General features: G+C 68.2%; 19 protein-coding genes. 3 read left to right on the forward strand and 16 right to left on the reverse strand.

What is annotated here, in order from left to right; translation table 11 throughout:
• Window positions 1-421: 421 nt before the first annotated feature.
• From HNR11_RS03145 to HNR11_RS03165, 5 genes are all read right to left on the reverse strand, one after another.
• Window positions 422-1,885 carry a maltokinase N-terminal cap-like domain-containing protein gene (locus HNR11_RS03145; RefSeq protein ID WP_179441095.1) on the reverse strand — a complete coding sequence of 488 codons (1,464 nt, stop codon included), beginning with the start codon at window positions 1,883-1,885 and terminating at the stop codon, window positions 422-424.
• Window positions 1,886-2,878: a 23S rRNA (guanosine(2251)-2'-O)-methyltransferase RlmB gene (rlmB, locus tag HNR11_RS03150; RefSeq protein WP_179441096.1), complete on the reverse strand. Its 993-nt coding sequence runs from the start codon at window positions 2,876-2,878 to the stop codon at window positions 1,886-1,888.
• A 2-nt stretch (window positions 2,879-2,880) separates the two neighbouring features.
• Entirely contained in the window at window positions 2,881-4,371 is a 1,491-nt protein-coding gene (cysS, locus tag HNR11_RS03155) for a cysteine--tRNA ligase (protein ID WP_179441097.1), read from the reverse strand.
• Window positions 4,372-4,375: 4 nt separating this feature from the next.
• Window positions 4,376-5,764 carry a 2-C-methyl-D-erythritol 2,4-cyclodiphosphate synthase gene (gene ispF / locus HNR11_RS03160; RefSeq protein ID WP_179441098.1) on the reverse strand — a complete coding sequence of 463 codons (1,389 nt, stop codon included), beginning with the start codon at window positions 5,762-5,764 and terminating at the stop codon, window positions 4,376-4,378.
• A 65-nt stretch (window positions 5,765-5,829) separates the two neighbouring features.
• On the reverse strand, window positions 5,830-6,348 hold the full coding sequence (locus HNR11_RS03165) for a CarD family transcriptional regulator (RefSeq protein WP_058889612.1): 519 nt from the start codon (window positions 6,346-6,348) through the stop codon (window positions 5,830-5,832).
• 271 nt (window positions 6,349-6,619) lie between these two features.
• On the opposite strand from HNR11_RS03165, the gene HNR11_RS03170 reads away from it, so the two are divergent.
• Window positions 6,620-7,180 carry a hypothetical protein gene (locus tag HNR11_RS03170; RefSeq protein ID WP_058889611.1) on the forward strand — a complete coding sequence of 187 codons (561 nt, stop codon included), beginning with the start codon at window positions 6,620-6,622 and terminating at the stop codon, window positions 7,178-7,180.
• 73 nt (window positions 7,181-7,253) lie between these two features.
• Here HNR11_RS03170 and HNR11_RS03175 read toward each other — a convergent pair whose 3' ends face one another.
• From HNR11_RS03175 to trhO, 11 genes are all read right to left on the reverse strand, one after another.
• A complete protein-coding gene (locus HNR11_RS03175; RefSeq protein WP_179441099.1) occupies window positions 7,254-7,514 on the reverse strand; it encodes a glutaredoxin family protein in 261 nt (86 codons plus the stop codon).
• 93 nt (window positions 7,515-7,607) lie between these two features.
• Complete coding sequence (locus tag HNR11_RS03180) at window positions 7,608-7,706, reverse strand: 30S ribosomal protein bS22 (RefSeq protein WP_081652675.1); 99 nt, start codon at window positions 7,704-7,706, stop codon at window positions 7,608-7,610.
• A gap of 100 nt (window positions 7,707-7,806) precedes the next feature.
• Window positions 7,807-8,952 carry an acetoin utilization protein AcuC gene (locus tag HNR11_RS03185; RefSeq protein ID WP_425488272.1) on the reverse strand — a complete coding sequence of 382 codons (1,146 nt, stop codon included), beginning with the start codon at window positions 8,950-8,952 and terminating at the stop codon, window positions 7,807-7,809.
• 50 nt (window positions 8,953-9,002) lie between these two features.
• The gene (locus HNR11_RS03190; protein WP_058889609.1) at window positions 9,003-9,674 is read right to left on the reverse strand and encodes a potassium channel family protein; all 672 of its coding nucleotides are present in this window, start codon (window positions 9,672-9,674) and stop codon (window positions 9,003-9,005) included.
• 146 nt (window positions 9,675-9,820) lie between these two features.
• The gene (locus tag HNR11_RS03195; RefSeq protein WP_179441100.1) at window positions 9,821-11,230 is read right to left on the reverse strand and encodes a TrkH family potassium uptake protein; all 1,410 of its coding nucleotides are present in this window, start codon (window positions 11,228-11,230) and stop codon (window positions 9,821-9,823) included.
• Window positions 11,208-12,041 carry a pyrroline-5-carboxylate reductase gene (gene proC / locus HNR11_RS03200; protein WP_425488273.1) on the reverse strand — a complete coding sequence of 278 codons (834 nt, stop codon included), beginning with the start codon at window positions 12,039-12,041 and terminating at the stop codon, window positions 11,208-11,210. Before proC ends, HNR11_RS03195 begins: the two co-directional genes overlap by 23 nt.
• A 74-nt stretch (window positions 12,042-12,115) precedes the next feature.
• A complete protein-coding gene (locus HNR11_RS03205; protein WP_058889607.1) occupies window positions 12,116-12,955 on the reverse strand; it encodes a sugar phosphate isomerase/epimerase family protein in 840 nt (279 codons plus the stop codon).
• Window positions 12,945-14,006 carry a Ppx/GppA family phosphatase gene (locus tag HNR11_RS03210; RefSeq protein WP_179441102.1) on the reverse strand — a complete coding sequence of 354 codons (1,062 nt, stop codon included), beginning with the start codon at window positions 14,004-14,006 and terminating at the stop codon, window positions 12,945-12,947. The genes HNR11_RS03205 and HNR11_RS03210 overlap by 11 nt, the downstream gene beginning before the upstream one ends.
• A gap of 15 nt (window positions 14,007-14,021) precedes the next feature.
• Window positions 14,022-16,820 carry a type I DNA topoisomerase gene (topA, locus tag HNR11_RS03215; protein WP_179441103.1) on the reverse strand — a complete coding sequence of 933 codons (2,799 nt, stop codon included), beginning with the start codon at window positions 16,818-16,820 and terminating at the stop codon, window positions 14,022-14,024.
• 106 nt (window positions 16,821-16,926) lie between these two features.
• Window positions 16,927-18,564, reverse strand: coding sequence for a DUF7059 domain-containing protein (locus HNR11_RS03220; protein ID WP_179441104.1), 1,638 nt, complete (start codon window positions 18,562-18,564; stop codon window positions 16,927-16,929).
• The gene (gene trhO / locus HNR11_RS03225) at window positions 18,561-19,511 is read right to left on the reverse strand and encodes an oxygen-dependent tRNA uridine(34) hydroxylase TrhO (protein WP_179441105.1); all 951 of its coding nucleotides are present in this window, start codon (window positions 19,509-19,511) and stop codon (window positions 18,561-18,563) included. The genes HNR11_RS03220 and trhO overlap by 4 nt, the downstream gene beginning before the upstream one ends.
• Window positions 19,512-19,598: 87 nt before the next feature.
• Between trhO and HNR11_RS03230 the strand changes: the two genes are divergently transcribed.
• Window positions 19,599-20,300, forward strand: coding sequence for a GNAT family N-acetyltransferase (locus HNR11_RS03230; protein ID WP_179441106.1), 702 nt, complete (start codon window positions 19,599-19,601; stop codon window positions 20,298-20,300).
• 106 nt (window positions 20,301-20,406) lie between these two features.
• Window positions 20,407-21,453, forward strand: coding sequence for a homocysteine S-methyltransferase family protein (locus tag HNR11_RS03235; RefSeq protein ID WP_179441107.1), 1,047 nt, complete (start codon window positions 20,407-20,409; stop codon window positions 21,451-21,453).
• Window positions 21,454-21,478 lie beyond the last annotated feature (25 nt).

Below are 21,478 nucleotides of genomic sequence, written 5' to 3' on the forward strand. Positions count from 1 at the left end.
ATTTGACTGACATGATCAGCACCACGCGGCTGCAGCGAAGATTCGCTGTCTGCCAGACCGTGCTGCTCGTCGTCTGCGCGGTTCTCAACTCTACGTCGTGATCCTCGCTGGCGTCAACTCGAGGTCAACACCAGATGAACACCATAAAAACAGTAGAACGAGAACCCCCTGATCAGTGGTTTCCCTTCGCTGGTGTGGGGCCTGATTGGTCCGAAAACCCAGGCCGCCGCAGCGAGGAACTCACTGGTGGGGTGAAGCTATGTGGTTATCAAATCCGCTCCGAGTTCCAGCCGGTCTGCCTCTCGGCTTTCCGCTGTGCCCCGTGAGCACGAGATAGAACTTTACACACACCCCAGACCAGCGCGCAAACCAGATCCGCTGCGACCTCGGTCACACCCCTGGATCCCCGCGAGCCGGGGGTTCACTCGGGGTGCAACGCCAGGGAACGGCCGAATATCCATCGCCCCTCGCTGCGCTGCACCAGCTCCAGCGCCTCGGTGAGCACCGCGGCGTGGAACAGGGTCGAGTCCAGACCCGCCTCGGCAGCGTCGCTGTGTCGGTATCCCTCCAGCAGAGCGGTGGTCACCTGCTCGCACCAGAGTTCGCCGTCCAGCTCCGACGCATCGGCCTGCGCAGATCTCGGTGTCTGTGCCGATGCCGTCGTCGATGCCGGTGTTGATTCCGTGGTCATCCTCTGCATCGTGAGCTCCGCGATGGAGATCAGCACGGCGACCACGTCGCGAAGCGGCAGAGCGTGGTCCGACATGCCGCCCTGCTCGTCGATGATCCAGGGACCTTCGGGGCCGGTGGCCCGGATGCGCTCCAGGTTCAGTGCGCCGTGGATCTTCTGCAGGCTCATCGCCTGGTCGGTCTCGCGGAGCTGGGTGATCAGCCGGTCTACCGTCGCACCCAGCACATCGGCTTCGGATTCCTCGAGGGTCGTGTGCACCTGGGACCAGCTGTGCTCCAGCGCTGCCACGGCCTGGTCGATCGTGGTCCTGCGCTGCTGATCCGTCTGCGGATAGGCCCCGAAGGTCCCGGCCAGATCAGCGTGGAAGTTCCCGAGGGTGCGCCCGATCTGTTCAGCTTCGCTCTGGAAGTCCGATGCTTCGAGCAGCGCGGCATCCACCTGGGCCGAGGCAGCCGGGGCACCGAGAGAGGCTTCACGGATGAGCCCGAGGTCACAGGAGACCCACGGCTGTTCCGCCGCTTCGGAGTCCGCCTCGGGCCAGGTTCCGGTGACCACTCCCAGAACGCGGGAGACCGTGCGGCTGCCCGTGCGTCCCATCCGCACCACCGTGTCCAGGGCACCGGAGCGCTGCTCTGGTCTGCGGGGGAAGTCGATGATGGTGCGCTGGTCCTGCCCGGTGCCGGCCTCGAGGGTGATCGCGGTGCGAGTCATCGCTGCGGTGGGCGCCTCGAGCACCGTGCGCTGCAAGGTGGCGCTGAAGGCGGGCCAGTCGGCGAAGTCCTCGAAGGCCTGGCCGCGGGAGCGCCCATTGCGGCTGCCCTGTCCGCGGCGGACCATCTCGTGGATGGCTGCCAGGAAGGCACGATCGTGTGCGCCGTCGTAGACCCAGAGGTCTCCATCGACTCCGCGAAGGCGACCGATGAAGGCGGCCTTGCCGGCCAGCGCGGAGGGCCTGCTGCGCAGCGCCATCGGCACCGCGAGCCGCTCCTGGCCGGCGGCGTGCTCCACCAGAAAGACATGCAGCTCCAGGCGCACCCTCTGGTCGGGCTCACCCTCCGGGGCGGGAAGCCGCAGACCACCGACGCGGGTGATCACGCGGCGACCTGGTGCAGCCGTGAACCAGGACTGCTGGGACAGCCAGGTCCCCACCAGATCCAGGAACCCTGGCTGCTCCTCGCCTCGGAAGCTGCGCATCTACCGCTGAGCCCCCTGGCGCCGCATCGCGATCTCGTAGAGGCTGATGCCCACCGCCATGGAGGCGTTCAGCGACTCGGTGGCCGAGGTGATCGGGATGGAGACGATCTGGTCGCAGGTCTCACGGACCAGGCGGGAGAGTCCCTTGCCTTCGGAGCCGACCACGATGATCACCGGCTCCTGGGCGAGTTCGATGTCTTGGAGCGAGATATCGCCCCCGCCGTCGAGGCCGAGCACGAAGTATCCGAGCTGCTTCGCCTCCTTCAGCGTCTGGGTGAGGTTCTTCGCCCGCGCCACGGGAATCCGTGCCGCGGCTCCCGCAGAGGTCTTCCAGGTCGTGGCGGTCACCCCGGCGCTGCGCCGTTCCGGGATCAGCACCCCGTGGGCGCCGAATGCGGAGGCGGCGCGCAGCATCGCGCCCAGGTTGCGCGGATCAGTGATCGAGTCGCACGCCAGGAACAGCGGCTGGTGGGCGATGTGTCCCTTGGCCGCGCGTTCCAGCTCGTCCTCGGCCAGATCCAGCGCGTCGAGGTAGTCATAGGGCTCCAGCAGCAGCGCGAGTCCCTGGTGGACCGCTCCCCCGGTGGCGTTGTCCAGGTGGCGGCGGGTGACCTCGCGGACCCGCACCCCGGCCTCGGCGGCGAACTGCAGAGCCTCGCGGACCCGACCGTCGGACTCGACGTCCGTGGCGACGTGGAGTTCCTTGGCAGGGACTCGTTCGCGCAGCGCCTCGAGCACCGAGTTGCGTCCGGCGACCATGTCCTCGGCGCCGAACCCGGAGCCGCGCTGGCGCGGTGCGTTGCTGCTGGACTTGGTGGCCGCCCGTTCGGCGAGCATCTTCTGCCGGTGCGCCTTGTGATACACCCGGTCCTCGGCCTTCGGCGTGGGGCCCTTGCCGCGCAGCGCGCGCCGCCCCTGACCGCCGGACCCGGTCTGGGGGCCCTTCTTCTCTCGTCGGATCGCGGCCGACTTGGGCCGTGAATCTCTTGCCATGATCAGCCTTTCCTCGCCCCGGTGGCGGGGCTGGTGGTCGAACCCGTCCGGGCAAGCGCCCAGCGGGTTCCATCTTTGGAGTCTTCCAGCGCGATCCCGGCCTCGGTGAGCCGGTCGCGCAGAGCGTCGGCGCGGGCGTAGTCCTTGGCGGACTTCGCCTGCACGCGCTCATTGAGCAGCGCCTCGACCAGCTCAGCCAGAGACTCTTCGGCCTCAGAGCTGCCCGACTCCCCGGCTTCGGGGACATCGCTGAGTCCGAGCACCCGCATCATGGTGTTCACGGCTGCCGCGCTGCGGGTCATAGCTTCGGTGTCCCCGGCGTCGAGCGCGGTGTTGCCGGCCCGCACACTCTCATGCAGCACCGCCAGCGCCTGGGGAACGTTGAGGTCGTCGTTCATCGCCGCGGCAAACGCCTCGGGCACGGTCTGACCACCGCCCAGGTCCTGGTCTCCGAGGCTGCGCTGGGCACGCGCCAGGAAGGTCTCGACCCGTTCGACCGCTGACTGGGCCTCCTGCAGGGAGGTGGGTCGGTAGTCCAGCTGGGAGCGGTAGTGCGCCTGCCCCAGGAAGTAGCGCACTGCGCGCGGGCGGGCCGCGGCGAGCATCTCCTCCGGTGCGATGGTGTTGCCCAGGGATTTGGACATCTTCTCTCCGGCGTAGGTGACCATCCCGTTGTGCAGCCAGAAGCGTGCGAAATCGTCGCCCGCGGCCGCGGACTGCGCCAGCTCGTTCTCGTGGTGCGGAAAGCGCAGGTCCAGGCCGCCACCATGGATGTCGAATTGGCTGCCGAGGTACTTGGTCGCCATCACGGAGCACTCCACGTGCCACCCGGGACGCCCGGCGCCCCAGGGCGCGTCCCAACGGGCGGTCACCGGGTCGCTGGACTTGTGGCCCTTCCACAGCGCGAAGTCGCGGGGATCGCGCTTGCCCCGTGCGTCGGCGTCGGCCGCGTCCTGCATGTCTTCGGCCCGCTGATGGGTCAGCTCCCCGTAGCGGGGCCAGGAGCGGACATCGAAGTACACGTCCCCGGAGCCGTCCTGGGCCGGGTAGGCATGCTCGGCGTCGATCAGCCGCTGGATCAGTGCGAACATCTCGGTCATATGTCCGGTGGCGCGCGGCTCGTAGCGTGGGCGCTTCACTCCGAGCGCGTCGTAGGCCTGATGAAACGCCTGCTCGAAGCGGTACGCGAGGGCGAACCAGGGCTCCTGCGCCGGGTAGTCCGGGGTCGCGGCATGTTCTGGCAGGTGGGACTGGGCCGACTTCTCCAGGATCTTGTCATCGATGTCGGTGACGTTGCGGACGCTGAGCACATCGAAGCCGCTGTGTTCGAGCCAGCGGATCAGAATGTCGAAGGCCACCGCGGATCGCACGTGCCCGACGTGGGGACGCCCCTGGACGGTGGCGCCGCAGTAGTACAGGGACACCCGTCCCGGTTCCAGGGGCTCGAAATCCCGCACGGTCGCCGTCTTGGTGTCATAGAGTCGCAGTCCCACGCGCTCAGCCTATCCGGTCCTCGGTTCGCAGCGTGTAGACCACAGCGGTGGCGGTGGCCAGGATGCCCTCGCCGCGCCCGGTGAAGCCCAGTCCGTCCGAGGTCGTGGCGCTGATCGCGACCGGCGCTCCTGCCGCGGCGCTGAGCACCTGCTGCGCCTCAGCTCGGCGCGGGCCGAACTTGGGGCGCTGCCCCACGAACTGCACCGCGATCGAGCCGATGCCGAAGCCCTCCCGGGCCAGGATGCGCGCGGCCTCGGCCAGCAGCTGCGCCCCCGAGGCGCCTTCGAGCTCCGGGCGGGCGGTGCCGATGGTGTCTGCCCCGAAGTGCACGCCCAGATCGCCCAGCCCAGCGGCACTGAACAGCGCGTCGCAGCAGGCGTGGGCCACGGCGTCGCCGTCGGAGTGTCCGGTCAGTCCCTGCTGGCCCGGCCAGTACAGCCCCGCCAGCCAGAGGTCCCTCGGCTGGTCCTCCGGGGCGAAGCCATGGACGTCGTGCCCGATCCCCACCCGCGGGAGCACCGGCTGGGCTGCGGCGCCGGTGGTCTGGATCAGCGACTCGGCCGCCGCGAGATCGGAAGGGCCGGTGATCTTCACGGCCTGCTCGGAACCAGGCACCACAGCGACCTCGACTCCCATGGCTTCAGCGATCATGGCCTCATCGGTCAGCGTCTCCGCCTGGGCGTCCGGGAGGTCTCCGATGAAGTCGAAGGCCCGCTGCAGCAGCTGAAGGGTGAAGCCCTGCGGGGTCTGCACCGCGCGCAGCTCGGACCTCGGCACCGTCTCGAGGACCGTCTCCGCACCGGTGGCCGCGCCAGGCTCGGTGTGCACCCGCTTGATGGTGTCGGTGACCCGCAGAGCCGGGACGACGGCGGGGGCGCCTGCCTCCACGGCGGCGAACACCGTCTCGTAGACGCCCGGTGGGGTCATCGCCCGGGCGGCGTCCTGGATCAGCACCGAGGTGGACGCGGGATCCCACGTGCCTGCTGCCGCGCGCAGCAGCTCATGGACTCCGGCGCGCACCGAGGAGGATCTGCTGGCGCCGCCCCGGGTGAGGTGGACAGGGACCCCCGTGGCGGTGCGGAACTGCTCCCCCACGGCGGTGAGCGTCTCGACGCTGCTCTTATCCGCAGGCAGCACGAGCACCACGGCGTCCAGGCCCGGAGCCTCTGGGTCTGGAGTCCCCGGGCCTGGAGCCGCCCCGCCTGGGTTCATGGGGCCCTGGGTGAGCTCCTGGATGCGCTGCATCACATGGGCGAGAATCGGGCGTCCCGCCAGTTCCACGCAGGCTTTCGGTATGCCGCGGCCAAGCCGCTCTCCGCTGCCGGCGGCCACAACGATGATCGCCCGGCGCGCTGTGACAGGTGTCCCTGTCCCGGCGTCCGGGCGATTCATCGACGAGGCTCCCTGAGGAGCTTCCCTGGCTGCCGGTGCGACCTGTGGTCCCACCTGGCTCATATCTACTCGGCGACCTTCTCGGGCTCTGCAGCCGTCGGGGCCTGATCGAGGATCTCGTCGAGGAGCTTTGCGGCGTCCTCCTCGTCGAGCTTCTTCGCCAGCGCCAGCTCCGAGACCAGGATCTGCCGGGCCTTGGCCAGCATGCGCTTCTCCCCGGCGGAGAGACCGCGATCATTCTCGCGCCGCCACAGGTCACGCACGACTTCGGCCACCTTGTTCACATCGCCGGAGGCGAGCTTCTCAAGGTTGGCCTTGTACCGGCGCGACCAGTTGGTGGGCTCCTCGGTGTACTCGGCACGCAGCACGTCGAAGACATGCTCCAGACCTTCTGCACCGACGACATCACGCACACCGACCAGGTCCACGTTGTCTGCTGGCACCTCGATGGTCAGGTCACCCTGGGAGACCCTGAGCTTGAGGTACATCTTTTCCTCGCCGCGAATGGTGCGGGTCTTCACTTCTTCAATCGTCGCCGCACCGTGGTGTGGGTATACGACCGTCTCGCCGACCTCAAAATTCATGTAATGATTCCCCTTTCCCGACCTCAAGTTTATCACGCGTCACAATCGGCTCCGCGTGTCGCACCGGGGCGCCTGCGCCGTCACCACATAGGGTTCGCCGCCATCTGATTTCGACATCCTGTAGAATTGTGCTCAGTTCAGACCGGCACGAAGGCGAGGATTTCCGCGCTGACGTGGACGACATCTGCGACGCACACTGATCTCCGGGCACCGACACCGCGTACCCTGGAGCTGATCTGCATCGCCCCAAGCCCGTGAGGAGACTCTCCCCGTGAAGTTCTCAGCCGATAAGACCCGCCGCCTGGCAGCGGTCTCTGTGGCAGCTGCCGCGCTCCTGGGCGCCAGCGGCTGCAGCGCCGTCAACTACCAGGCCACCACTCAGCAGTACGCCGCCTCCGACGGCACCCGCGCCGACGTCGAAAACGTGCAGTTCCGCCACATGGCCTTCGTCACCGACGAGGCCGGCAACCCTGCCCGGGCGATGGGCTCGATCATCAACAGCGGCGCCGAGGACGTCGAGGTGGAGCTCGACGTCGACGGCGAGAGCTTCTCCGCGACGCTTCCGGCCGGCGAGAAGGTCTCCCTGGAGCTCGACGAGGAGCTCGTCGTGGAGTCCTTCCAGGGCGATCCCGGCGAGATGCATGAGATCACCGTCAGCGTGGACGGCGAGTCCGAGCAGATCATGGCTTCGGTCTTCGACGGGGTCCTCCCGGAGTACCGGCACCTGCTCCCCAACGGCTTCGACGAGTCCATGGCAGAGCACCTCGTGCATGGTCCCGACACCTGGGGCAGCGGCGCAGCGCACCACGATCCAGACGACGAGGGCCACTGAGGCTCAGTGACACGACGAAGGACCCACTTCACGATGAGGTGGGTCCTTCTTCGTGTCCGGGGGCTGATCGTCCTCAGGACCCCGCAGTGGCCTCTCGGAGCAGCCGTCGCAGACGCTGCGGGTCGATGCGCCAGAAGTCCCTGACCCGCCCATCGATGCGCAGCACCGGGATCTCCTCGGCGAAGCTGGCCAGCAGCGTCGCGTCCTCGGTGATGTCGTGTTCGATGAATGTCACGGAGAACTCCGCGCAGGCTTCGCGGGTGACCGCCACGGCCTCTTCGCAGAGGTGGCAGCCCTGCTTGGTGAGCAGCTCGACCTCGACCGTGTGACCCATGACGGGGCCTCCCCTCTCGGTGGTTTCCTGATCCGACGAAGAAACCCCGGCCGCCTGTGGGCTGCCGGGGTTTCTTCACGCGTCCAAGAAGTCTTATTTCTTGTTGCGGCGCTGGTGACGAGTCTTCCGCAGACGTTTGCGGTGCTTCTTCTTCGCCATGCGCTTGCGGCGCTTCTTGATCACTGAGCCCATGGGGTGCAGTCCTTGTCTGTAGGTAAACAACGAGAAAAAGGTCTCGGAACAGTGTAGCCGCAACGCCCTGCTGGCACAGAATCGGCGGATCCGCCCAGGATCAGTCGAACCAGGGGTCGAGCCCATAGAGCGGGAAGATCTCCCTGCGGGTCTGCATCACCGCGCGATCCACGGCATCGGATGGGTCGTAGCCGAGCTCCCAGGAGCGCCACCACAGCTCGGCGTCGTCGCCCATGGTCTCCGGTGTGAGCACCTGGTGGCGCTCACGCACATAGTCCCGCCAGGCCCCCGGCACCGGGGTCTTCAGGGAGAGCGGCGCCCCCACGATCACCCCGGTCAGATGGGTCCAGCTGCGCGGGACCACGGTGTGCACGGCGTAGCCGCCGCCGCCGGTGGCGATCCAGCGCCCTTCGCAGTGCTCATCGGCGAGGTGGGCGATGTCCAGCGCGCTCTGCCGATGCGCGTCCACGCTGAGCAGCAGATCAGACAGCGGGTCATCGCGGTGCGAGTCGCAGCCGTGCTGGGAGACGATGACCTCGGGCTCGAAGGCCGCCACCAGCTGCGGGACGACCGCGTGGAAGGCGCGCAGCCAGCCGGCGTCGCCGGTGTTCTCCGGCAGCGCGATGTTCACGGCGGAGCCCTCGGCGCCGGGTCCTCCGGTCTCGTTGGGGAACCCGGTGCCCGGGTAGAGCGCGACCCCGGTCTGATGGATCGAGATGGTCATCACGCGGGGATCGTCGTAGAAGATGTCCTGCGTGCCGTCCCCGTGATGGGCGTCCACATCGATGTAGACCACCCGGCGGGTGCCCTGCTCGAGCAGCAGCGCGATGGCCACCGCGGAGTCGTTATAGACGCAGAAGCCGCCTGCCCGGGATCTCGCGGCATGATGCATCCCTCCGGCGAAGTTCAGCGCGCGCACCGCGGTTCCCTCCACCAGCGCCTGGGCGCACTGCCGGGTGCCGTCGACGATGCGGGCCGCGCCGAGATGGATCTCGCTGAACACCGGGGTGTCCTCGGTGCCGAGACCGTGATCTTCCGAGGCGTGCCCGCGCTCGGCGGCGTTCTTCACGGCGCTGATATAGTCGCCCGAGTGCACCGTGCCCAGCACGGCGTCCGAGGCGATCCCGGTCTCCAGCCGCTGCACGTGCGCGCCGTCGAAGAGGCCGAACTCCCGGCAGAGCCGCGCGGTGAGGTCCAGCCGCACCGGATCCATGGGGTGGTCGGAGTTGAAGCGATACTCGAGCAGCGCCTCGTCCCATACGAGAGCGACAGGAAGTTCTCCCACGGGTGGCCTCCTCAGGCGTGGTCGGCGAAATACTCCAGCTGGGAGACGTCTCCGGAGACGATGATGGTGTCTCCTGCGGAGACCAGGGTGTCGGGCTGGGCGTAGACGAAGTCCTTTCCCGGTGACTTCACGCCCACCACATTGACCTTGTGCCGGCGCCGGGGCTGGCACTGGTCGATGGTCTTGCCGTGAAGCTCGCGCGGCGGGCGCATCTTCACGATCGCGAAGTCGTCGTCGAACTTGATGAAGTCCAGCATCTGACCCGAGACCAGGTGCGCGGCGCGGACCCCGGCGTCGTGCTCCGGGTAGATCACGTGGTGGCACCCGATCCGGGTGAGGATCTTGCCGTGGGTCGGATTGATCGCCTTGGCCCAGACCTGACTCACCCCCAGGTCGACCAGGTTCGCGGCGATCAGCACCGAGGATTCGATGGAGGTGCCGACGCCGACGACGGCGGAGTCGAACTCCTGGGCACCGACCTGACGCAGCGCCTCGATATCGGTGGCATCGGCCTCGACCACATGGGTGAGCATGTCGGCGTACTTCTGGACCAGGCTGCGGTCCCGCTCCACGGCGAGAACTTCCTTGTTCTGGCTCACGAGCTGGTTGCTCAAGGCGATGCCGAAGCGGCCGAGGCCCACGACCAGGACCGGCTTGTTGCTCTGGGGGTTCAGCTTGGCCACGAATGCGTCCTTTTCCGCGAAGAGGCTGCTCGGCCCTGCGGAGCCGAGTCTTGAAGTGCTGACTCAAGGGTAAACCCCCGGACTCGCCCCGGCGGCACCGGGAAGACGCCCCGCTTCCGGGGATCCGCCCGGATTCCAGGGGGACCTCAGCCGATCATCGGACGACCCTCGGGGTAGCGGTAGCGGACCCGGCTGCGCTGACGCACGGTCAGCGAGGCGGCGAAGGTGATGATTCCGACGCGGCCGGCGAACATCAGTGCGGCGAGCACGTAGAGCCCCTCCGGCGGCAGGTCCTCGGTGAGCCCGCTGGTGAGACCCACGGTGGCGAAGGCGGAGACCGACTCATAGAGCGGGCGTCCCATGTCGAGTCCGGTGATGTACATCAGCCAGACGGTGGAGATCAGCACCAGGGTCGCACCCATGGCCACCACCGAGACGGCCACCCGCACCGCCGAGGGCGGGATGGTGCGTCCGTGTGCGGTGGACTCGGTGTCGCCGCGGGCCTCGGCCAGGAATGCCAGCCAGATCACCGCGATGGTGGTGACCTTGATGCCTCCGGCGGTGGAGGCGGACCCGCCGCCGGCGAACATCAGCGCGTCTGAGATCAGCATGGTCTCGGAGTTCTGCAGGTTCGACTCGACCACCGAGAACCCTCCGGAGCGCATGTTCACCGAGGCGAAGAGCGAGTTCTGCAGCTTCTCCGCGACGCTCATATCGCCGATGGTGGAGCTGTTGGACCATTCCATGACCCCGTAGAGCACCGCGCCGATCACCATGAGCAGCAGCGTCACCTCCAGGGTCAGCTTGGTGTGCAGGTTCCAGCGCCGGACGTGCCAGCGGTTGGTCCAGAGCATGAAGAGCACCGGGAAGCCCAGGCTGCCCAGGAAGACCCCGACCATGATGGTCCAGATGACCACCGGGTCGTTGCCGAAGCCGGCGAAGCCCTCGGCGTGCGCCACGAATCCGGCGTTGTTGAATGCGGAGATGGCGTAGAAGGTGCCGTCCCAGACCCCGCTGGAGATATCTCCGTTGATCTGGATGAAGCGCGGAATCAGCACCAGCATCAGCAGCGCCTCCACCACCGCGGAACAGATCACGACGGTTCGGATGACCTGGCCGGTCTCCCCCATCGATCCGGTGGAGATGCCGCCCTCCTGGGCCACCAGCCGGGTCCGCAGCCCGAGGTTGCGGGTCACCGAGATCGCCAGCAGCGCGGCGATGGTGATGATGCCCAGGCCGCCGACCTGGATCCCGATCAGGATCACCAGCTCACCGGCGAAGGACCAGTGCTCAGCGGTGTTCACCGGGGTGAGCCCGGTGACGGTCACTGCTGAGGTGGCCACGAAGAGCGCCTCGTGGAAGGCGGCGGACGACCCTGACGCGGTGGCCCAGGGCATGTTCAGCAGCGAGGCGAACACCGCGATGGTCACCCCGAAGATCAACATCGCGGCGCGGGCCGGCGAGGTGCTGGTCAGTCGTCGCGTCCAGTGCTTCAGGTAGGCCCGGAACCCGACTCGGCGGCCTCCGCCGGGCTCAGTCTGCGCTGCGGAGCTCATCGGTGATCTCGGCTGAGCGGTGTGCACTGGCGCTGACCGCGGCGCGGACGGCCGCCGGCAGCCCGTGGTCGTCGAAGGCGTCGATGGCGCGCTCGGTGGTCCCGTTCGGGGAGCAGACCGCACGGCGCAGCCCCGCGGCGTCGGCGGTGCCCGCGCGCTGGTTCTCGACCAGCATCTTTCCTGCCCCGTAGATGGTCTGGGCGGCCAGATCCGCGGCCAGCGCCGGATCCAGTCCCAGCTCTTCCCCGGCCCGCGCCATCTGTTCAGCGAGGTAGAAGGCGTAGGCGGGCCCGGAGCCGGAGATCCCGGTCAGCGCGTCGATCTGAGACTCCTCGATCACATGCACCGCACCGCTGGCACCGAGCAGCTCAGCCACCGTCTCGGTGTCTGCTGGGCTGACGTGGCTGCCCGGGACCAGCCCGACCACGCCGAGCCCCACCGAGAGCGGAGTGTTCGGCATCGACCGGATCACCGGCTGACCCGCGGGCAGTGCGTCCTCGAGCATCTCGACACTGATCGCGGCGGCCACAGAGACCACCACGGCCCCCGGCTTCAGCGCCTCGGCGATCTCTGCCGCCAGGGCCGTGGTGCCGTGCGGCTTGACCCCGAGGAAGATGATGTCGGCCTCCGCCGCGACGCGCCGGTTGACCTCGGCGTCGTCCTGCTCGGCGAGCACCCGGATCCCATAGTGGGCCGCGCGCTCCCCCGCGGTGGCGGCGCTGCGGGTGGTGGCCTGGACCTGCTCCGGGGTCACCGTCGACTCCAGCAGACCCGCCAGGATCGCCCCGTTCATGGAGCCCAGGCCGAGCATCGCGATCTGCGGCGCGGCGGGAGTGCTGGTGCTGGTGCTGGTGCTGGTGCTGGTGCTGGTGCTGGTGGGCATCGTCACTCCTGGCCGAGGTGGGTGCGGGCGAAGGCCAGGGATTCGGCGAGCCAGCGCTCGCGATCTCCGACGTTGCGGGCGGTGCGGGTGGCGACCTCCACGGCGACGACGCCGTTGAAGCCGGTCTCGGCGAAGTCCGGACGAGCCAGCAGCTCCATGGCCTCGGCCACCCGCTGCTCTCCCTGGCCGGGGATCAGGTGGTCGTCCTTGAAGCCGTTGGACCAGCCGTCGGTCAGGTGCACATGGCGCAGCCGCTGCCCCAGGGCGCGGACCGCCTCCAGCGAGTCGGCCTCAGCCGTGGCTGCGTGGGAGAAGTCCCAGGTCACGTGGGGGTAGGGCTGGTCCACCGGGTCCCAGTGCGGGAGGTACATGGTGGCCTCCCGGGTCCCGGCCCGCCACGGGTACATGTTCTCCACGGCGAAGAGCACGCCGGTCTCCTGCTCCAGCTGCTCGATCCCCTCGGCGAAGCCTTCGGCGTAGCCGACCTGCCAGCGGAAGGGCGGGTGTGCGACGACGACGCCGGCCCCGACCTCCTGCGCGAGTGCGGCGCTGCGCTTGAGCTTCTCCCAGGCGGAGCCCCAGACCTGCTGGGTGAGCAGCAGGGTCGGAGCGTGGATGGCCATGATCGGCAGACCGAAGCGCCAGGAGAGCTCGTTGAGCGTGGAGGCCTGCTGCGACTCGCTGCGGTGGGTCACCATGACCTCCATGCCGTCGTAGCCGAGGTCGTCCGCGATGGAGAATCCCTCCGCGACTCCCATCGGGTAGACCGAGGAGGTGGAGAGCGCCACGGGAATCCGGGGCAGCTCGTGGGGCGGGCGCGGCTGGACGTCTTCAGTGGGCATGTTCCACCGCCGCCGCCGCCAACGGCCGTCCGCCGGGGATCTCGCCGCGGGAGGGCTTGCGCAGCTCGCGGGCGAGGTTGACGTGTCCCACGCCGGGGGCGGTGGGCACAGCCACGGCTCCCTCGCGGACCAGCGAGTCCAGCCGACGCAGGATCAGGCCCTCGCGCAGCGCCCAGGGGCAGATCTGCAGCGTCTCGATGCCGAAGACCTTCATCGCCTGCTCGGCCACCAGCGCCCCGGCGAAGACCTGTCGGGCGCGCAGGGTGGAGACCCCGGGAAGCTCTGCCCGTTCCGCCGCGCTCATCGTCGCCAGGCGCTTCACCAGCGGCTTCAGCTCGGCGTGGGCCAGGCCTCGAGGCACATAGGGGCCCTCCGCGGAGGGTGCGGCACCGGTCATCCGAGCCAGCGAGCGGAAGGTCTTCGAGGTGGCGAGCACCTCGGTATGTCCGCTCAGGGTCGGGAACTCGCGGCGCGCCGCCTCGAGCTCCTCGCGGACATAGCTCTTCAACGCCTTGACCTGATCCTTGCTGGGCGGGTCCTCGCCCAGCCAGTCCCGGGTGAGTCGTCCTGCTCCCAGCGGCACCGAGACCGCCGTGGAGGGCAGCTCGTCGCGACCGTAGGCGATCTCGAAGGAACCGCCCCCGATGTCGAAGTTCAAGATGTCCCCGGCGCTCCAGCCGCGCCAGCGCCGGGCCGCGAAGAAGGTCATCGCCGACTCCTGGGCGCCGCTGAGCTCGGTGAGCTCCACACCGGTCTCAGCCGCCACCCGTTGAAGCACCGCCTCCCCGTTCGCGGCCTCGCGCAGTGCAGAGGTGCAGAATGAGAGCAGGTCTTCGGCGCGGTGCCGGGCGGCGAAGCGCGCGGCCTCGGCGATGAAGCCGGTGAGCTCGCGCTGGCCCTCTTCGGTGATCGCTCCCTGCTCGTCGAGGTGCTTGACCAGGGAGAGCGGTCGCTTATGGGAGGCGAAGGCCTCGGGCTTGGCTCCGAGGTGAGCATCGACCAGCAACAGGTGCACGGTGTTCGAACCGATATCCAGCACGCCCAGACGCATCAGGTGACTCCTTGACTAGGATCCGGTCTTCGCGGTGGTCTTCTTGGCTGGTGCCTTCTTCTTGGCCGGAGCCTTCTTCGCAGCAGGCTTCTTGGCCGCGGGCTTCTTCGGGCCTGCGGCTCGCTTCTCGGCGAGCAGCGAGTACGCGTGCTCCTTGGTCAGCGTCTCGAGTGAGACGCTGCGCGGGACCGTCACGTTGGTCTCCCCGTCGGTGACGTAGGGGCCGAAGCGGCCGTCCTTGACCACCACCTGCTTCTCGGAGGTCGGATCGGCGCCGAACTCGGCAAGCGGGGGCACCGCGGCCCGCCGGCCGCGCTGCTTGGGCTGGGCGTAGATGGCCTTCGCCTCCTCGAGGGTGATCGAGAACATCTGGTCCTCGGTCTCCAGGGAGCGCGAATCCGAGCCCTTCTTCAGGTAGGGGCCGAAGCGGCCGTTCTGCGCCGTGATCTCCTCGCCGTCCTCGTCGACGCCGACCACGCGTGGCAGCGAGAGCAGGCGCAGCGCCTGCTCCAGCGTCACGGTCTCCAGCGTCATGTCCGAGAGCAGCGAACCGGTCCGGGGCTTGACCTTGGCCGGCTTCTTCTTCGGCTTGGGCTTGCCGTTCTTGTAGTACTCGGTCGGCATCGCCGCCATATGCTCTTCGAGCTGGGCCTCGGTCAGCTCTTCGATGACCTCGGTGACGTAGGGGCCGTATCGTCCGTCCTTGGCGACGATCTCGCGACCGGTCTCCGGATCGGTGCCGAGCACCCGTCCGGAGTGCTGGGCCTGTTCGAAGAGCTCCTCGGCCTTGGCGGAGGTGAGCTCGTCGGGGGCCAGGTCCTGGGGCAGGTTGGCACGCTGGGGCTCGAGCTCTCCCTCGGCGTTGACCACGCCATCGGGGTTCGGCCGCTCCAGGTAGGGGCCGTAGCGGCCCACCCGCAGATTGACTCCGGGAGCGATCTCAATGGAGTTGATCGCCCGGGCGTCGATCTCCCCGAGGTTCTCCACGACGTGCTTAAGCCCTTCGACGCCGTCTTCGGCCCCGAAGTAGAAGCCCTGCAGCCATGCCTCACGCTGAAGCTCGCCGCGGGCGATCTGGTCCAGGTCTTCTTCCATGCGAGCCGTGAAGTCGTAGTTCACGTACCGGCCGAAGTGCTCCTCCAGCAGGCGGATCACGCTGAACGCGGTCCAGGAGGGGATCAGCGCCGACCCGCGCTTGGTGACGTAGCCGCGGTCCATGATGGTCGAGATCGTCGGCGCATAGGTGGAGGGACGTCCGATCTCGCGCTTCTCCAGCTCCGCGACGATCGTGGCCTCGGTGTAGCGCGCCGGCGGGGTCGTCTCATGGCCCTTGGCCTGGACGTCGCGCCCGGTCAGGCGCTCCCCGGTCTCGATCTTGGGAAGCCGCTTGTCGGTCTTGCCGGCCTTGGCGTCCTCGTCCTCTGCGGAGCTCTCGCGGACCTCCTCGTAGGCGGCGAGGAACCCGGGGAAGGTGATCACGGTGCCGGAGGCGCCGAAGGTGGCGGTGGTCCCGGCCTGGGCTCCTTCGGAGACCTGGGCGCTGAGCCGGACCGAGGCGGTGAAGCCCTTGGCGTCGGCCATCTGGGAGGCGACGGTGCGCTTCCAGATCAGCTCGTAGAGCTTGAACTCATCCTTGGAGAGTTCCTGGGCGACCTGGCCGGGGGTGCGGAAGTGATCCCCCGAAGGGCGGATCGCCTCGTGCGCCTCCTGTGCGGTCTCGTTCTTCTTGGCGTAGTGCCGCGGGCTGGAGGGCACGTGATCGGAGCCGTAGAGCTCGGTGATCTGCCGGCGAGCCGCGGTGATCGCCTCGGTGGAGAGCGTCACCGAGTCGGTACGCATGTAGGTGATGTAGCCGTTCTCGTAGAGCCGCTGCGCCACCTGCATCGTCGCCCGGGAGGAGAAGCGCAGCCGTCGGGAGGCCTCCTGCTGCAGCGTGGAGGTGATGAACGGGGGCTGCGGGCGGCGCGAGTAGGGCTTGTCATCCACCGAGTCCACGGTGAACTGCGCCTGGGTCAGTCCCTCCGCGAGGGCCTCCGCGGCCTCCCGGTCCAGGACGCTGACCTCGGTCTTGGACCGGGTGGATTTCAGCTCGCCACGGTCGTTGAAGTCCGATCCGGTGGCCACCCGGGCCCCGTCCACGGCGTTGAGCTTGGCGGTGAACTCCTCACCGGCGGCGGTGGCGAAGCCGCCGGAGAGGTCCCAGTAGCCTGCCGGGATGAAGGCCATGCGTTCGCGCTCGCGCTCGACCACCAGCCGGGTGGCCACGGACTGCACACGGCCTGCGGAGAGGCCCTTGCCGACCTTGCGCCAGAGCACCGGGGAGATCTCGTAGCCGTAGAGCCGGTCCAGGATGCGTCGGGTCTCCTGCGCGTCGACGAGGTCGTCGTCGATCTGACGCACGTTCTGCAGCGCCCGGGTGATGCCTTCTTTGGTGATCTCGGTGAAGGTCATCCGGTAGACCGGGACCTTGGGCTTGAGCACCTGCAGCAGGTGCCAGGCGATGGCTTCACCCTCGCGGTCGGCGTCAGTGGCGAGGTAGAGCTCAGAGGCTTCCTTCAGCGCACGCTTGAGCTCGGTGACCTTCTTCTTCTTGGAGTCAGAGATCACGTAGTAGGGCGCGAAGCCGTCGTCGGGGTTCACCGCGAACCGGCCGAAGGGGCCCTTCTTCATGTCCGTGGGCAGCTCGGAGGGCTGTGGCAGGTCACGGATATGCCCGGCGGAGGCGTCCACGATGAACTCATCGCCGAGATACTTGGCGATGGACTTGGACTTCGCCGGGGACTCGACGATGACGAGTTTCTTGCCTTCGGGCACTGATCTCCTTGAGGGACTTCTTGCGGTGCAGCTTCGGGCGCTCAGCAGTGGGCTGGCCGTCGAGTGCTCAATATATCAGCGAGCAGAACACGTCGAGGCCGGGGAATCAAGACTCCCTGAGGTAGCCCTCCACGTAGAGCTCGAGGACCTCACGGCGCAGCGCCTGCTCGAGATCCTCCTGCTCTGCAGCCTCGGCAGCGGTCAGTGACGCGACCGCTGTGATCAGCGCTCCGGTCTGATACTCCCCGTCGGAGGCGCCCAGCAGACCCGCCGCGGCGCTGGAGACGGGACGGCTGCGGCGCAGCCCGGAGCCCTGACGTGCCAGGATCACCTCGGGGTGGGCAGCGCCGAAGCGCTGGTGGCGCTCCTCGGTGACATCGGCGCCCACGCACAGCGCCGTCTCGAACACCGCCTCAGGGTTCGCTGCGGCGCGCTGGGCCCGGGCGGCGGTCGCACCGATGACCGGTCCCAGCGGCTGCTCCACGGGCCCGGTGAGCTCCTCGAATCTCCTCCAGGGCAGGTTCTCGGCCTGGTCTGCGCCGCGCCGGCGCAGGAAGATCATCCCGAATCCCACGGCGAGCACCGAGCGGGAGCCGAAGTCCTGCAGATACGCGGTGTAGCCCTGGCGGTACTGCTCGGGGTCGCGCTGCGTGGAGGCGTCGCGCAGCCAGGTCTCGGCGTACTGCGAGCCCTCCTGCCGGTCGCGCTGGATGAACCAGGCGTCCATCTCTGCCGGGAGCTGTTCGCACCACAGGCGGGGTCGCGCGTCCCAGGCTTGCTGGTCCTGGATCTCCCAGTTGCCCAGCAGCTGCGCGATCCCGGAGTCGGTCAGGTGCTCGGGCAGTCCGGAGATCAGCTCCGCCATCAGCTCATCCCCGGCCCGGCCGCCGTCGCGGTAGGTGTAGCGGGCCTGTGTCTGCTCATCCGCGGTGCGCGGGGTGATCACGAAGGGCGGGTTGGAGACGATCAGGTCGAATCTGCGTCCGGCCACCGGTTCCAACAGGCTGCCCTGGATGAGCTCCACGCGGGCACCGAGGTCCTCCGGGTCCAGGTCCAGCGCAGGCGCGTTGAGAGCCAGGTTGAACTCGGTGAAGGCCAGGGCGCGCGGGCTGAGGTCTGTGGCGACCACGTGCTCGGCGTGATCGAGCAGGTGCAGCAGCTGGATCCCGCAGCCGGTCCCGATCTCCAGGGCCTGCGGCACCGGGGCGCGGTGGATGCTGGCGGCCAGGGTCAGGCTCGCTCCGCCGATGCCGAGCACATGCTCCGGATGCAGCGCGGCCTGACGCTGCGCGGCGGGCAGGTCGCTGAGCACCCAGAGATCGGTGAGTCCCTGGGACTGTTCTGCCTGATAGGGCTGCAGGTCGACGCTGGGGCGGTAGCGTTCTCCAAGCTGCGGCTCCCCGGACACCTGGTGCACCAGGTTCAGCCGGCGCAGCCCCTGCACGCCGAGCTGCGGCAGCGCGGCCTGCAGCTGCCCGGCGGGGATCGGGTGCCCGAGCAGCCAGAGCTGGGCGAGCACCGCGCAGGGGTCGGGAGCAGGCTCGGCGGCCAGCAGCTCTGAGAGCTCCAGCTCCGCGGGCAGGAACTGATCCCGGTCCAGCGCGGCGAGCGCGTCGGCGCTCAGCAGCTGCGCGATCCGCTCGTTGGTGAACCGTGCGGCGTCCAGGTCAGCGCGCAGCGCAGCGATCAGCTCCCGGTCGGCCACCGGCGCGGGAAGCTCCTCGGCACGGTCTGCGCGGCTCATGCGCGGCGCACCTTTCCCAGGGCTCCGGCGTTGGGGTCATCGGGGTCCTGCTCCAGGCGGGCCCGGCAGTTCTCGCAGCGGGTGGTCTCGGGAATGTGGCGGTGTTCCTCGCAGTAGAGCTCCAGCGTGGAGCAGCCGCGGTCCATGCAGTTATAGAAGGAGCTGGTCGCCGCGGAGCAGCACACGCACTGCCCGAGGGTCTTCGCCTGCTCGGAGAAGCGGGTGTTCATCCGGGAATCGAAGACGTAGAGCTCTCCTTCCCAGAGGCCCTGGTCCCCGAAGGTCTCTCCGTAGCGGACGATCCCGCCGTCGATCTGGTAGACCTCCTCGAAGCCGCGCCGACGCATCAGCGCCGAGAGCACCTCACAGCGGATCCCGCCGGTGCAGTAGGTCACCACCGGCTGGTCCTTGAGATGGTCATACTTTCCGGAGTCCAGCTCGGCGATGAAGTCCCGAGTCGTCTCGGTCTCCGGGACCACGGCGTTCTTGAACCGGCCGATCTGGGCCTCCATGGCGTTGCGGCCGTCGAAGAACGCGACCTCCACCCCCTGCGAGCGCTTGTGCTCCACCAGGTCGTGGACCTGCTGCGGCTGCAGGTGCTCACCGCCGCCGACGACGCCGCGCTCATCGACCTCGATCTCCTCGGGCACGCCGAAGGCGACCAGCTCGGGGCGCACCTTGACCGAGAGCCGCGGAAAGTCCTCTGCTGCACCCTCGGACCATTTGAAGGCCATGTCCGCGAAGGGGGCGTAGGCCCGAGTCTGCTTCACGTACTGTTTGACCGCCTTGATCTCACCGCCCACGGTGCCGTTGATCCCCTGCGGCGAGATCAGGATCCGGCCCCGCAGGCCGAGCTCCCGGCACAGCGTGTGCTGCCAGAGTCTGACCGCTTCCGGGTCTGAGAGGGGGGTGAAGGTGTAATACAGGACGATCCGGGACATGCTCACCTCTCAAGGGTAGTTCTGAACAACATCTTTATGAACTCGTTGTCCGGTCCTCTCACGGGGACTGGTTTTTCTTTGTATGGTCGGACTATGACTTCTGAGCTCAGCGATGACCTTGTCCGCCATTGGGTGACCGGATGGGCGCGAACTCACGACTACGACGTCCAGCATGAGGGCAACGTGCACTCAGCTCTGCGCTCCGGGGACTCCGATGAGTGGGAGTACGTGCTCTACTCCCCCCAGGACACAGATCTGCGCAAGATCGCCTCGGCGGTGTCCAAAGACTCCGCTCGGCTGCTCACCGTGATCGCCGAGCCCGGTGCGCCGGCGCTGAGCCAGAACCCGGTGGACGGTCTGCAGCTGATCAGCGACGAGGAGAAGCTGATGGTGGTGGACATGGAGACTCAGGACGTCGAGGATCCGATCACCCCTGAGGGATACACCACCAGCCGCGAGGACCACGAGGGATGGACCCGCCTCACGGTCCACGACGGGGACAAGATCGCCGCCCGCGGGCGCGTGGCGACGGTGGGGCACTACGCCATCCTGGACCGGATCTACACCAACCACGACTACCGTCGGCAGGGCCTGGGGACCTTCGTCACCCGCGCGCTGATCGCGATCGCCCATGAGCACGACGTGGAAGAGGGCCTGCTCGTGGCCACCGCAGACGGCCAGGAGCTCTACGAGTTCCTGGGCTGGACCCTGCTCGGCGATGTCCACGTCTATGGTGCGACCTCCGGATCCCGGCTGCAGCCCAGCCACTCGCAGTTCGACGACCTCAACGACTAGGCACCCCGCCGCACCTCGGGTAGCATCGGCGCACAGCTGCATTAAGTTCAATTGTTCACCTGACTTTTGAGGTGTGCAGCTCCGCAGACTCGCCGAAGGAGCCGCCATGAACGGGAACCCGCTGACCGACCGCCTGGACACCGGGCCGCTGCTGTGCGCCGAGGGCTTCCTCTTCGAGCTCGAGCGGCGCGGCTACCTCACCGCCGGGGAGTTCGTCCCGGAGGTGTCGCTGGAGAACCCCGACGCGCTGCGCAGCCTGCACCGAGACTTCCAGCGGGCCGGCTCTGACATCGTCGAGGCGTTCACCTATAACGGGCACCGCGAGAAGATGCGAGTGATCGGCAAGGAAGAGCTGCTGGAGCCGTTGAACCGCTCGGCGCTGCGCATCGCCCGCGAGGTCGCCGACACCCGGCCCGGTGACCTGATGGCCGGGAACATCTCCAACACCAACATCTGGGATCCTGCCGACCCGAGCCGCCAGGACGAGGTTCGCGGAATGTTCGAAGAGATGGTCGGCTGGGCGGTGGATGAGGGCGCAGACCTGATCATCGGGGAGACCTTCTACTACGCCGGGGAGGCGCTGACCGCGCTCGAGGTCGCCCGCTCCTCCGGTCTGCCGGTGGTGCTGACCCTGGCACCGATGGCCGCCGAGGCCATGGCGGATGGACCTGGCGTGGTGGAGACCGCTCAGCGCCTGGAGCAGGCCGGGGCCGACGTCGTGGGCCTGAACTGTTTCCGCGGACCGGACACCATGATGCCCTGGCTGCGTCAGATCCGAGCGGCGGTCTCCTGTCATGTGGCCGCCCTGCCGGTGCCCTACCGCACCACCCCGAGCGAACCCACCTTCTTCAACCTCTCCGATGTGCAAGCCGGGGTGCCCTCCCCGCACGGCCGGACCTTCCCCACCGCGCTGGATCCGCTGTTCACCAACCGCTACGAGATCGGCGCCTTCGCCAGGGAGGCCTACGAGCTGGGAGTCCACTATCTGGGGGTCTGCTGCGGCGCCTCCCCGATGCATATCCGGGAGACCGCCGAGGCGGTGGGACGTCAGACCGAGGCCAGCCGCTACTCCGAGCGGATGGAGAACCACTTCATGTACGGCTCCCACGACCGGCTCCCGGCACATATCCGCTCCCTGGGCGAGCGCGCCTGAGTCTGGGCGGCGCAGGGCTGCGAGC

This window comes from Nesterenkonia sandarakina (genome assembly GCF_013410215.1).
Classification (GTDB): domain Bacteria; phylum Actinomycetota; class Actinomycetes; order Actinomycetales; family Micrococcaceae; genus Nesterenkonia; species Nesterenkonia sandarakina.

Coding starts and splice junctions, on each gene's coding strand:
- HNR11_RS03145 (WP_179441095.1), bottom strand. CDS start 1,885: ATGCGCAGCTTCCGAGGCGAGGAGCAGCCAGGGTTCCTGGATCTGGTG.
- rlmB (WP_179441096.1), bottom strand. CDS start 2,878: ATGGCAAGAGATTCACGGCCCAAGTCGGCCGCGATCCGACGAGAGAAG.
- ispF (WP_179441098.1), bottom strand. CDS start 5,764: ATGAATCGCCCGGACGCCGGGACAGGGACACCTGTCACAGCGCGCCGG.
- HNR11_RS03165 (WP_058889612.1), bottom strand. CDS start 6,348: ATGAATTTTGAGGTCGGCGAGACGGTCGTATACCCACACCACGGTGCG.
- HNR11_RS03175 (WP_179441099.1), bottom strand. CDS start 7,514: ATGGGTCACACGGTCGAGGTCGAGCTGCTCACCAAGCAGGGCTGCCAC.
- HNR11_RS03180 (WP_081652675.1), bottom strand. CDS start 7,706: ATGGGCTCAGTGATCAAGAAGCGCCGCAAGCGCATGGCGAAGAAGAAG.
- HNR11_RS03195 (WP_179441100.1), bottom strand. CDS start 11,230: ATGAGCTCCGCAGCGCAGACTGAGCCCGGCGGAGGCCGCCGAGTCGGG.
- proC (WP_425488273.1), bottom strand. CDS start 12,041: ATGCTCGGCCTGGGCTCCATGAACGGGGCGATCCTGGCGGGTCTGCTG.
- HNR11_RS03205 (WP_058889607.1), bottom strand. CDS start 12,955: ATGCCCACTGAAGACGTCCAGCCGCGCCCGCCCCACGAGCTGCCCCGG.
- HNR11_RS03210 (WP_179441102.1), bottom strand. CDS start 14,006: ATGCGTCTGGGCGTGCTGGATATCGGTTCGAACACCGTGCACCTGTTG.
- HNR11_RS03220 (WP_179441104.1), bottom strand. CDS start 18,564: ATGAGCCGCGCAGACCGTGCCGAGGAGCTTCCCGCGCCGGTGGCCGAC.
- HNR11_RS03230 (WP_179441106.1), top strand. CDS start 19,599: ATGACTTCTGAGCTCAGCGATGACCTTGTCCGCCATTGGGTGACCGGA.
- HNR11_RS03235 (WP_179441107.1), top strand. CDS start 20,407: ATGAACGGGAACCCGCTGACCGACCGCCTGGACACCGGGCCGCTGCTG.